The sequence below is a fragment of the Vallitalea sediminicola genome (assembly GCF_054408565.1).
Genome location: NZ_BTPT01000009.1, coordinates 35,221 through 49,046, shown reverse-complemented (window position 1 = coordinate 49,046; position 13,826 = coordinate 35,221). Strand labels below are relative to the sequence as shown.

Here is a 13,826-nt window from a genome sequence, read left to right as displayed (position 1 = left end):
ATATAATTTAGATAAAAATGTGACATCTTATATAAGGAGATTGATTGAATTGAATACAAAAAGTATGTCAAGAGCAAAACTAAAAAATAAACTTATTGCATCATTTTTTATTTTAGCATTAACTCCAACTCTTGTAGTTGGAATTTTTTCATGTTATAAATCAATTGATGCTATAAAATCTAAGACAATGAAATATTCTCAACAAATACTTAGAGAAACATCAATTAATATAGAGTCTAATATTAACTCTATTAATATGATATGTGATGAAATATTATTAATGGAGCCAGTTCAATATAGTCTGCAAAATTATAACGAGTTAGATTTTGTCACAAAAGGAAATAATATTGTTAATATAACAGACTATTTCACTGGTAGATATCAAATACTTAAATATTTGAATGATGTTGAGATAGTGACTAATGACTTTGAGTTTTTATATAATTATGGTTATTGTGAATTCAAAAAAGAAGAGTTGAAAAGTATTGCTAAAATGGCAGATGATCTAGATGGAAAAATAGGTTGGTCATATATTTTTCTTAATAACAAAAGTAATATTTTGGTTTATAGAAAGTTGAAATCTGAGAAAACCAAAAAAGGAATAGGATATCTTTTTATAGCACTTGATGAGCAGTTATTCACAAATATCTACAAAGATATTAATCTAGGAGAAAAATCTGAAGTGTTTATTATAGATTCTCATGGGATGGTCATATCATCTATAGGTACAGATGTAAAGATGGGTAAAAAATATAAACAACAAAATCTAATTGAGGAACTTCTAAAACATGATAAAGAAAATGAAAACGTATTTACTTTAGAAACTGACAAAGAAAAATATTTAATTCCCAATATGCCTATAAATAATAAGGAATGGTTCTTAGTAAGTACAATACCATATTTTAATTTTAATAAGGATTCACATGAAATCATGTTAAATATTATTTGGGTAAGTATAGTCTGTATTCTGGTCATCGCATTTCTATCAATTACTATATCTAAGATTATATGGAGACCTCTGAATAAGCTTGTAAGTCATATGAAGGATGTACAAAAAGGAAAATTTGATATTGAAATTGATTGCAATGGAAATGACGAAATCAGCTATTTAACAACGAATTTTAAAAATATGGTTGTACAAATAGAAAGATTAATAAATGAAGTAAAAAAAGAACAAAATGAAAAAAGAGAAATTGAGATTCAGATGTTACAAGCACAAATAAATCCACATTTTTTATTTAATACTTTAAATTCATTAAAATGGACTGCAATGATTAGTCAAGCAAATAGTGTTAGTAAAGGGTTAGGTGCTTTAGCAGAAATACTTAGAAGTACAATTATTGAAAAAAGCGAATTAATTAGTATAAGAGAAGAATTGAAAAACTTAGAAAGTTATATTATTATTCAAAAGATTAGATATGGTACTTCTTTTGATATTACATATGATATTGATAACCAACTGATGGAATGTAAAATACTAAAATTTTTATTACAACCTATAGTTGAGAATTCAATAATTCATGGCCAAAATAATATTGATTATACACTAAATATAAAATTAACCTGTTATAGAAAACATGATAAAATAAACATAATTATTAAAGATAATGGTAGTGGATTAGATGAAAATAAAATTTTAGAAACTTTGAAACATGAGCAAAAAAAGAAGGAGAAGTTTGCGAGTATAGGTATTTGTAATGTGAATGATAGAATAAAATTAACTTTTGGTGAAGAATATGGGTTGTACATTAAAGGAGAAAAAGGTCTTGGAACAACTGTTACAATTACTATCCCAATTATGAATAATTAATTTGGCATATAAAACGAAATAATCTATATATTAGTAAAAATAATTTATTTCAAAGCAGACCTAAATATGCATGGTTTGATATCTCTTAGTATTAGTAAAATTAATAAATATTTTATAGAAAAAAATAAATGAGTAAATAAAAAAATATATATACCTGTAAAAAAAATGTATTTACATAAATAATATAAAATCATATACTTTCATTATCCATATAATTAGGGAGGTTAATTTTGGTTATATCATAACAAAATAACTTTTACTAAAATAAGTAATGGAAAGGGGAAGGTATTGCATGAAAAAAAGAATTTGTAGAGTAACATCATATGTTATAGTTTTAAGTTTGATAATAGCAATAATACAGGGAGTTTCATTAACTGTTAATGCTTCAGGACAAGTTTATACTGAGAATTTTGATGATAATGATATAAGCAATTTAATAATTAATGGTGTTAATAATGTCACAAAATCAGTACAAGATGGAAAAGTACATATTAATCAAACTAGTGGTGAATCGATGATAATTGATGATAATTCAATGAATATTGAAGATGGTATTTATGAATTTAAATTAAAACCAGGTACAGAAGGTAGATGTGGAGGGGTAATTAGATATCAATCGCCTAATGATTACATATGGTTTGGCTATCAAAATGATGGTTATTGGAGAATTAGAGAACGTAAAGATGCTTTTCAAGATCCCGATAATTATGACATACTTTTTCAACATACAATAAATGATTTAAATGCATGGCATACGGTAAAAATAGAATATATTGGGAGAGATTTTATAATATGGCTTGATGATAATCAAATATATCAAGGAGAGTTAAATCTTTTAAAAGAAGGGTCTGGAAAAGTGGGATTTGTAGAGTGGTCTGTTTCAGATTCTTGGTTTGATGATATTGTGCAACAGGAGCTTGTAAAAAATTATATTACTTCATTTTCTGTTCCAGGTCAATTGGGACAAGCAAATATAGATAAAGAAAATCATACAATACATTTTAAAACTGAATTAGGCATAGATATTACTTCTTTAGTAACCAACATTGGAATACCAGAGGGTGCAACTATCAATACTGAATCAGGAGAAATACAGGATTTTACTAATCCTGTCATCTATACAGTAACATCTCCAGAAGGAGAACAACAAGTATGGACTATATCTTGTATAAACCAAACTATTAATATTGTAAATGAATCAATTACAGTTACCATAGATAAAAATTTTCCTCAACCTCTAATGTATAAGTCGAATACAGATGGGGCTACGCTTTTTGGAGCAGATACAGCAACAATTCCAAAGATTAATATAAATGGTACTGATTATAATGCAGAGGTTACATCATTTACTTCTAATGGGGCATTAGCAGATTATGAAGTGAATATTTCTGATTTAAATGTATCTATTCACTATAATTTTATTCTTGAAGGTAACCAATTAGTAAGGGAAATTACTAATATTACTGGTGATGGAGAATCCGATGTAAGAACTATTAGAATTACTACACCTATAATGACAGTGAAAAATGACCAGATAGGAAGCAGTGCCGCATGGTATGCTGATAATGGAACACATAATGTAACAGATGTTATAGAAAACCTATCTTCATTATCTACAGGTAATAAAGTAACGCCATGGGCTTTCCTTTATACTAATGAGGCGGTAGGAGCAGCTTATTGTAATTCGGCTTTTGATATTCCTTTTGAAGTAAAAGTACAAGACATAAGTGGAATAAAATGTGTTTCTATCTATGATAGGGAGTATTATTATAGATTAAAAGATAATTATAAACCCGGTATATGGTTCGAAAGCAAAACATATATTGGTTCAGATAATAATAATAACAACACTATTGATTGGCAGGATGGAGCATTGTGGTTGAGAGAACAGTTACCCCAAATGCCAGAAAATTTAAAGCGTTTCTTTAAAAATGGAGGTAATTGGACTCATGTGCAGGTAGCTTTCGTTAAAGATGCAAAGAAAACTTCTAATACTGCAACTCAGACATACAGCCCATTTAATACTCTAGCAGCTCAACAACGACAATTTTATTATTTAACAGATGGATTAGCTTATCAAAGTTATGAATGCGCAGGTTGGCAGGGAAGAGGACATGATTGGAATTGGCCTGATTGGTCAGAACAACAGGTGAATCCAGGGTTAGGTGGACGTGAAGCGTTGGATAAGGGGCGTTCTGAAATGGCAAAGTATAATGGTGATTTGTCATTTCATGTCAATCAATCAGATATGACTGAATTTAGCAATGCTTACAATAGTGAACTTCGTGACAAAATTTTAGCAAAGAGTTCATGGGGGATAAAAAAACTTTCATACGGATCAAATGTTTTTGGATTTAATGCATGGTTTATTAGTCATTACAAGGATTTTCGTAATGGTACTGCATTAAAGAGAATAGATGATTTTGTAGGCAACTATTGGGCACCTACTATTATATATCAGGATGTTATGATTGATAATACCAGTGAAGATGTAGGATATGGTGTGGCAGAAGAACGATATGCTAAGAAAATGGAAATTGATCAATGGAAGGAAAATGGAACTTTTGCTACTACAGAATATTATACACCAGAGAAACGAATAAATGGTGGGTTTATATTTAAAAGATATGCAACAGACAGTATTATTGATCATTTTATTAATGCAGGACAGACAATACTTCAAAATAATTATTACGGTACAGAAACTTTCTCGTTAGATAAAGGTGAAGCTTATGATAAGTTATGGTCTTATATGGTATCATCTAGGGCAAGATGTGGAAATGGGAACACTGCTACAGGAGATACGAAAAAGGAACTTACTGAAGATACATATTTATATACTATGACTAATGGGTATATGACGAACTATGAACTTCAAGAGTATAAAGAAACTACAAATAGTTATCAGGTTCTATGGGGAGATAGTTTGATTGCTAAAGTAGATAAACTAACTAATAATTTTTCATTAAGGGATAAAGAAGTATTAATTGCAGATGGAACAGATAGGTTTATTCCAGCAGTTGATGGTAGTAAAAAAATATATGTTTATAGCAAGTATGGAAATACTCGTATATGGAAACTACCATCAAATTGGAATGATGTTAGTAAAGTAGAGCGTTATCAATTAACTACTTCTGGCAGGGTATTTATAGACTGCATTAATGTTATTGATGATGCTGTGTTATTAACAACATTATCTGAAACACCATATGTATTAGAGCCTTGTAACGGTAATACACCACCTGTTGGTCCTGTTAATCTTGCAGTGAATAAAGCAATTACAGTATCATCGGTTTCAAATAATAATATTGCTGATAATGCAATAGATAATGATATTTCTTCATTATGGACTCCTAATAGTACGAATAATGAATGGTTAGAAGTTGATTTTGAAAGAGAAACTGATATTAACAGAGTGGAAATAATTGAGTCAGGTAATAATATTACTTCATATGAGATACAATATTGGGATGAAGATAGTTGGAAAACTACTTATACTGGTACATCTATTGGTACAGGAATGACTAATGTATTTCCAATTGTAAGAAGTAATAAGATAAGATTTATGGTTAATTCAGCAAATTTACAACCTTCTATTTCTGAATTTAAATTATTTGCAGATCCAAATCTTGCAGTAACTGCAAAAGTGACTGCTTCATCAAATTCAGAGCCGATAAGTTTAGATGGACAGTATCCTTCATATCGAGTAGGGAATATACCAGGAGATTGGACACATCTACATATAAATGGGGATTTTACTTTTAAATATGATGTTCAACCAATAAGAGCGATAGATACTACAACAAAAACATATTGGGCAGCTAAAAATGAAACGGGTGGTGCATGGCTGCAACTGAATTTTAAGAATGAAACAAAAGTGAATCGTATTGTATTATCTGAAGAAGAGAATAATATTACAAGTTATCGAATCCAATATTGGAATAACAATGAATGGGAAGTTGTTTATTCTGGAACAAATATGGGTGGTATGAAGGAAATTAATTTTGAGGCTATAGTTACTACAAGATTAAGATTAATAATGGATAGTGCAATAGCAGAGCCTTGCATACAGGAATTCAGGGCATATAATGTAGGAGATATTCAATTACCACAGGAACCTACTAGATATATAGATCTTTCTGATAACGGTAATGATGCATTTTCAATTAATAATGTAATGGAGGTACAAGGTGTAATAGGAAAGGCTATTCATCTTGATGGTCAGTGCTGTTTAGAAGCTGAAAATTCACTATCTCTTAATGCTCCAGTGGATGGGATTACGCTAGAAACATGGATTTATAAACCATCAGCTGCACCAAGTACTTATACAAGAATTATTGATAAATCTATAATAAACACAAATAGTGGATATATGATAGACATTACAAATACTGATAAATTACGATTTGTCGGAGGAGGAGCATGTGTTGTTGGGAATTCTACTATTCCTCGTGATGAGTGGATACATATAGCAGCAACATATTCTGCAACAACAAAAGCAATTAAATTTTATATCAATGGTGAATTAGATGGTACAGCAAATGGGACAGGAAATATTATATCTACAGATACAAAACTTCATATTGGATCAGATGCAAATCTAACCAGTAAATGGAGAGGTTATATTGATGAGGTACGGATATATGATAGAGAATTAACTCAACAAGAAATTATAGAGGATAAAGAATTTAATTATTCTCTAAATGGACTAAAGTGTTATTACGCATATTAGATTAAATAAGTAAAACAAATAAAGCATTAGTTACAGGTGAATTTATCGTAACTAATGCTTTTGTTTTTATTAATACTTTAATATCTTTACTTAGAATTTATATAATATTATTTAATGTAATATGTATTTTTAATATTAATAGAACAATTAAGTGTATCTACCATCAATTCAAAATCACCTGCTTCTGTTACTTGTTCCATATCTCTGTTATACAAACTGAGCCTTTCAAAAGGAATTGTAAAGGATACTTTTGTTTCTTCTTTTGGATTAATTAATATTTTTTTGAATCCTATCAATTTTTTGATTGGTGTAGTAACTGAACTTATTAAATCATTGACATAAAGTTGTACTACTTCTTGACCTGTTCTATGCCCCATATTTTTTACTAAAACTTCAATATTAATTTCTTTTTTGTGTTCATTTATTTTTGCATTCAAGTTTGAGTATGCAAAATGTGTATAGCTTTTACCGTATCCGAATGGATAGAGAGGTTCAGTGTCACAAAAAACGTAGTCTCTTCCAGGTTTTTGTAAAGACCCAGGATCTTTGTAAAAGCCTCTAGCTGATGGTTTATGGTTATAGTAGAGAGGCAATTGACCAGTCTTTTTAGGAATGGAAAGAGGTAATTTCCCTGAAGGATTAACTTTACCAAAAAGAATATTAGCAAGTGCGGTACCACCTTTTTCTCCAGGATACCATACTTCTAGCAATGCGTTAACTTTATTTTTTGCCCATGGAATACTATAAGGTCTTCCATTCATAAGTACAAGAACAATAGGTGTACCAGTATTAGATACAGCTTCTATAAGTTCTTTTTGCTTACCAGGTAATGTTAATTCTGTTCTGTCAAAGCCTTCTCCACATGTTGCATAGCTTTCTTTGAATTTTTCGCCTAAAGATTCGTATTCCCAACCTATACCACAATTTACCATACTACTTCCACCAGCTACTATTATTGCAACTTCAGCTTTTTCAGCTATTATTACAGCTTCATCTATTTTATCCTCATGTAAATACAAATCACAGCCTTGTGAATAATATACTTCTGTATATGGAGCAACTTGCTTTTTAATACCTTCTAAAGGTGTTACCACAGTTGCTTTTTCAATAGTATAGTCACCTAACTGAGCTGAATCAGCATTTGGTCCAATAACAGCAATACTTCTTATATTTTTACTTAATGGTAAAATATTATCATTGTTTTCTAAGAGAACAATAGATTCTTCTGCTGCTTGTTGAGATAAAATCTGATGATGTTTACAGTTGATTGTATCTATTGCTGTTTTTATATCTTTTGGTTTATAATTATTTAATCCAAGTCGATATTTTGTTTTTAATACCCTTAATACTGCTTTATCAATTACTTTTTCTTTTAAAATATTTTTTTCTACAGCTTCTTTTAATTTTGAACCATAACATAATTGGAACGGTGCTTCTATATCAATTCCTGCCTCTAATGCCTGAATACCTGCCATTTGTAAATTTTCTGCTGTTTTATGAAAATGATGTAGCATATCTATACTACCAAAGTCAGCGATTACATAACCATTGAATCCACATTCATCTCTTAGTAAGTCTGTCATAATTTCTTTTGAAGCTGCTATTGGGATTCCGTCTAGTTCACTATATGCATTCATGACAGACATAGCTCCAGCTTCTCGTATAGCTGCTTTGAAAGGAGGTAAATAAAGTTCTCTTAATTGACGTGGTCCGGTATACACTGGTGAAAGATTTACACCACCTTCGGGACTACCATGGGCAACAAAGTGTTTGACAGTCGCACCGATATGTTGATCATCTATTTGCTTTTTTCCTTGCAACCCATTAATATATGCTATACCAAGACGTTCGCATAAATATGGGTCTTCACCGTAAGTTTCTTCAACCCGACCCCATCGTAGTTCCCTTGCTAAATCTAAGTCTGGAGCGAGTCCTTGATTAATGCCCACAGAACTACTTTCTAGGGCAATAACTTCTGCCACTTTTTTAACTAATTCTTCATTCCAAGAGCTTGCCATACCAATACTTTGAGGAAAGATAGTAGCATTTACTCCCATATAACCATGTAAGCATTCTGCTACTACAATAGCAGGTAAATTATAGAGGCTTTTTTCAATAATATAAGATTGTATAGCGTTTATTACTTTTACATTTTGTTCAGTAGGTAATTTGGGATCAAGTATAGCTCCGATACTACCGCTTTTTAGAATAATATCAGCCTTTTCTTTTGAAAACTCACCATTTTGTAGAAAGTCTCTACCTTGTACCATAGAAAGTTGATTGATTTTTTCATCTAGATTCATAGATTTAACAATTTGTTCGTATTGTAATGTTTCCAAATTCGTTGCCTCCTCAATAAATTTATAGTTGATAGTATAATATGTAATAAGATTTAAATGAATAGATTTTTTTTACAAAAGAATGAATATATTTTACTTGTTTTATTTGCTTAGAATTAATGAAGTTAATTAATAATTATCCTTGACATAGAAAGACTGTTTTGATATACTTTTTCTCATATATAGACAGTTTTACCAAAATATATTTTAATTGAAATATTACTATATAGAAATTATATAATGATTCTGTATTGATGAAGGTAAGTAATTAATTAAAGAATTCTTAGAGCGAGTTCAGGAAGGTGGAAGCTGAACAGAATATAATTAATGAATGGCACTTTTGAACAGATAAGTAAGTGGATGTGATTATATCACATCAAGTAGGGTGGAACCGCGGAAGATGTTCTTTCGTCCCTTTTGGGGATAGAAGAATGTCTTTTTTTACGTGTAAAAAATAATATTAATAAGTATAGAAAGGATGTATAAATTATGGAAAAGACAATGGAAAAAGTAGTTGCGCTTGCAAAGGCTAGAGGTTTTGTTTATCCGGGATCAGATATCTATGGTGGATTGGCTAATACATGGGATTATGGACCTCTTGGAGTAGAATTAAAAAATAATGTAAAAAAAGCTTGGTGGCAAAAATTTATTAAAGAGAGTCCTTACAATGTAGGAATTGATTGTGCTATATTAATGAATCCACAAGTATGGGTTGCTTCAGGACACGTAGGTGGTTTCAATGATCCTTTAATGGATTGTAGAAGTTGTAAAGAAAGATTTAGAGCTGACCAATTGATAGAAAATTATATGAAAGATAATAATCTTGAAATAGAAGATGCTGTTGATTCATGGTCTAATGAAAAGATGAAAAACTATATTGATGAAAAAGGTATTGTTTGTCCTTCTTGTGGAGAGAAAAACTTTACAGATATTAGACAATTCAATTTAATGTTCAAAACTTTCCAAGGTGTAACAGAAGATGCTAAAAATACTGTTTATCTACGTCCAGAAACAGCACAAGGTATTTTTGTTAACTTCAAAAATGTACAACGTACTTCTAGAAAGAAAATACCATTTGGTATAGGTCAAATAGGTAAATCATTCAGAAATGAAATTACTCCAGGTAACTTTACATTTAGAACAAGAGAATTTGAGCAAATGGAATTAGAATTTTTCTGTGAGCCAGGAACAGACCTTGAATGGTTTGAGTATTGGAAAAAATACTGTGTCAATTGGATATTGTCTCTTGGTATAAAAGAAGAAAATATGAGACTAAGAGATCATAGCGAGGAAGAATTATCTCATTATAGTAATGCAACATCTGATATAGAATACTTATTCCCATTTGGATGGGGAGAATTATGGGGTATTGCCGATAGAACTGATTTTGACTTGGCAAAACATCAAGAAGTTTCTGGTGCTGATATGGCATACTTTGATGATGTTAAAAAAGAAAAATATGTCCCATATTGTATTGAGCCTTCACTAGGTGCAGATAGAGTAACACTAGCATTTTTATGTGAAGCTTATGACGAAGAAGAATTGGAAAATGGTGATGTTAGAAAAGTTTTACGTTTTCATCCAGTAATTGCACCTGTACAAGTAGCAGTTCTTCCATTGTCTAAAAAATTATCTGAAGAAGCTGAAAAAGTGTATGCTATGTTAGGTAAACATTATAATGTTGAATATGATGATAGAGGTAGTATCGGAAAAAGATATCGTAGACAAGATGAAATTGGAACTCCTTATTGCTTAACATTTGATTTCGATTCTTTGGAAGATGGAGCAGTAACTATTAGAGATAGAGATTCAATGGAACAAGAAAGAGTTAAAATAGATGATTTACTAAATTATTTAGGAAAAAGAATAACATTTTAACATAAAATTACACAAAAAAAAACATTAAAGAGATACTTTATTAGTCAATTGGTTAAAATCTATATATTAGTAGAAAAAAACAAAAAAAAATCTACTTATTTTAAGTTTTTGTGTTATAATATATGTCGGACTGACATATTAGTAAAATTTTAGCAAATAAAATTTAATGAATTATTTACAGTTATATCAATGAAAAAATTGTTAAAATTATACAATTTGGTCATAATTTATTATAAGGTCATTAATATTTATTTGTGTTTTAATAAGTGACATAAAAACTAAGAGGTTTAACCTCAGGTTTTTAATATAAATAATTAAAGAAAAGATTATCAGGAGGTATATTTAATGAGCAAGAAATATGTTTATATGTTTAGTGAAGCTGATGCATCAATGAAAAACCTTCTTGGTGGTAAGGGTGCTAACTTAGCAGAAATGACTAAGCTAGATTTACCAATTCCTCAAGGATTTACTGTTTCAACAGAAGCTTGTATTAATTATTATGATAATGGTGAAAGTATATCTGAAGAGATTAAAGGACAAATTGAAGACGCTTTAGTACAAGTTGAGAAAATTAATAATAAAAAATTTGGTGATAACAGCCAACCATTATTAGTATCCGTTCGTTCTGGAGCTAGAGTATCTATGCCTGGTATGATGGACACAGTACTTAACTTAGGATTGAATGATGTGTCTGTTGAAGGATTTGCAAAAGCTACAGAAAATGCTAGATTTGCATACGATTCTTATAGAAGATTTATTCAAATGTTTTCTGACGTTGTTAAAGGTCTTCAAAAATCAAAATTTGAAAGAGTTTTAGATGATATCAAAGAACAAAAAGGATATGCTAGTGATTTAGATTTAACAGCTGATGACTTAAAAGATGTAATCGCTGCGTTCAAAAATTTATATAAAGAACAATTAGGTGAAGAATTTCCACAAGATCCTAAGGAACAATTAATGGCAGCTGTAGAAGCAGTTTTTGGTTCATGGAATAATGAACGTGCTATCATTTACAGAAGAATGAATGATATTCCAGGAAACTGGGGAACAGCTGTTAATATTCAAACAATGGTATTTGGTAATATGGGCGAAAGTTCAGGAACAGGAGTTGCTTTTACAAGAAACCCTGCAACTGGTGAATCTGGAATCTATGGAGAATACTTATTAAATGCACAAGGTGAAGACGTTGTTGCTGGTATTAGAACTCCAGAACCTATAACAAGACTTGAACAAGATATGCCAGTAGTATATAAACAATTCATGGAAATAGCTACTAACTTAGAAAATCATTATAAAGATATGCAAGATATGGAGTTTACTATTGAAAAAGGTAAATTATATTTCTTACAAACTCGTAATGGTAAAAGAACAGCAGCTGCTGCATTAAAGATTGCTGTTGATTTAGTAGAAGAAGGATTATTGACTCCAAAAGAAGCATTAATGAAAGTTGAGCCAAAACAACTTGATCAATTACTTCATCCTAACTTCGATGTTGCTGCTCTAAAAGCTGGTGACGTAGTAGCTAAAGGTTTACCAGCATCTCCAGGAGCTGCTGCTGGTAAGGTATACTTTACTGCAGAAGATGCAGCTGAAGCTGCTAAGAGAAACGAAAGAGTTGTATTAGTAAGACTTGAAACTTCACCAGAAGATATTGAAGGTATGTATGCTTCACAAGGAATCTTAACAGTACGTGGAGGTATGACATCACATGCTGCCGTTGTAGCTCGTGGAATGGGTACTTGCTGTGTATCTGGTTGTGCAGATATTAAGATTGATGAAGAAAACAAAGTATTTACTGTTGCTGGACAAACTGTTAAAGAAGGAGATTATATCTCATTAGACGGTTCAACAGGAAATATTTACATTGATGATATTAAGACAGTTGATCCTGAAATTTCAGGAGATTTTGAGCAGTTCATGGCATGGGCTGACGAAGTTAAAGTTTTAAAAGTTAGAACTAATGCTGATACTCCAAGAGATGCTAGAAAAGCTGTTGAATTTGGTGCAGAAGGTATTGGTCTTTGCCGTACTGAGCATATGTTCTTTGAAGAAGATAGAATTGCAAAAATGAGAAAAATGATTGTTGCAAAAGAAATTGAAGAAAGAAAAGCTGCTCTTAGCGAATTATTACCAATTCAAAAAGGCGATTTCAAAGGTATGTATGAAGCCTTAAAAGGAATGCCAATGACTGTACGTCTTCTTGATCCACCACTACATGAATTCTTACCTCATGATGAAGAAGATATCAAATCTCTAGCAAAAGATATGGGAATCACTTTTGACGAATTAAAAGCTACTGTTGATTCATTACATGAATTCAATCCAATGCTTGGTCACAGAGGTTGTCGTTTAGCTGTAACATATCCAGAAATTGCTGAAATGCAAGCAAAAGCTATTGTTGAAGCAGCAATTGAAGTTAAGAAAGAGCAAGGATACGATATAGTTCCAGAAATTATGATTCCATTAGTTGGAGAAATCAAAGAATTAGCATATGTTAAAGATATAGTAGTAAAAGCTGTTGATGCTGTAATAGCTGAAGCTGGTATTGATATGCAATATAAAGTTGGTACTATGATAGAAATACCTCGTGCTGCATTAACTGCTGATTTAATTGCCACAGAAGCTGAATTCTTCTCATTTGGTACTAATGACTTAACTCAAATGACATTTGGATTCTCTCGTGATGATGCAGGTGCATTCTTAGAAGATTACTACAAAAAAGGTGTATTTGAATCAGATCCATTTGCTAAATTAGATCAAACTGGTGTTGGTCAATTAGTTAAGATGGCAGTTGAAAAAGGTAAAGCTACAAGACCTGATATTAAATTAGGAATCTGTGGAGAACATGGTGGAGATCCTGCTTCAATTGAATTCTGTCATAAATTAGGATTAAATTATGTATCTTGTTCACCATTTAGAGTACCTATCGCTCGTTTAGCTGCGGCTCAAGCTGCTTTAAATAATTAATATAAAAGGAATTCTAGTTTAGTTCCTTAAAAAAGCCGTCAGTTGAACTGACGGTTTTTTGTTATACTATGGTATAGTGTATAATTATAATAAATATAAA

General features: G+C 30.8%; 5 protein-coding genes and 1 other annotated feature. Of the genes, 4 read left to right on the top strand and 1 reads right to left on the bottom strand.

The features are described from left to right. Positions 1 to 49: 49 nt before the first annotated feature. Positions 50 to 1,810 (top strand): sensor histidine kinase, encoded by a 1,761-nt coding sequence (locus ACX6CF_RS03855; RefSeq protein ID WP_458783983.1) that lies wholly within the window; start codon positions 50 to 52, stop codon positions 1,808 to 1,810. A gap of 292 nt (positions 1,811 to 2,102) precedes the next feature. Then, positions 2,103 to 6,542 (top strand): LamG-like jellyroll fold domain-containing protein, encoded by a 4,440-nt coding sequence (locus tag ACX6CF_RS03850; protein WP_458783982.1) that lies wholly within the window; start codon positions 2,103 to 2,105, stop codon positions 6,540 to 6,542. 107 nt (positions 6,543 to 6,649) lie between these two features. On the opposite strand, the gene ACX6CF_RS03845 is transcribed toward ACX6CF_RS03850, so the two are convergent. After that, positions 6,650 to 8,881: a glycoside hydrolase family 3 N-terminal domain-containing protein gene (locus ACX6CF_RS03845; RefSeq protein WP_458783981.1), complete on the bottom strand. Its 2,232-nt coding sequence runs from the start codon at positions 8,879 to 8,881 to the stop codon at positions 6,650 to 6,652. A 242-nt stretch (positions 8,882 to 9,123) separates the two neighbouring features. Then, positions 9,124 to 9,300 (top strand) — a binding site (T-box leader). A 70-nt stretch (positions 9,301 to 9,370) separates the two neighbouring features. Here ACX6CF_RS03845 and ACX6CF_RS03840 point away from each other — a divergent pair. After that, entirely contained in the window at positions 9,371 to 10,759 is a 1,389-nt protein-coding gene (locus ACX6CF_RS03840) for a glycine--tRNA ligase (RefSeq protein WP_458783980.1), read from the top strand. 345 nt (positions 10,760 to 11,104) lie between these two features. Beyond that, positions 11,105 to 13,726 (top strand): pyruvate, phosphate dikinase, encoded by a 2,622-nt coding sequence (gene ppdK / locus ACX6CF_RS03835; RefSeq protein WP_458783979.1) that lies wholly within the window; start codon positions 11,105 to 11,107, stop codon positions 13,724 to 13,726. Positions 13,727 to 13,826: the final 100 nt, after the last annotated feature.

Excerpts from the sequence above, each read along its gene's own strand:
- ACX6CF_RS03840 (WP_458783980.1), top strand. The coding sequence starts at position 9,371 with ATGGAAAAGACAATGGAAAAAGTAGTTGCGCTTGCAAAGGCTAGAGGT.
- ppdK (WP_458783979.1), top strand. The coding sequence starts at position 11,105 with ATGAGCAAGAAATATGTTTATATGTTTAGTGAAGCTGATGCATCAATG.
- ACX6CF_RS03850 (WP_458783982.1), top strand. The coding sequence starts at position 2,103 with ATGAAAAAAAGAATTTGTAGAGTAACATCATATGTTATAGTTTTAAGT.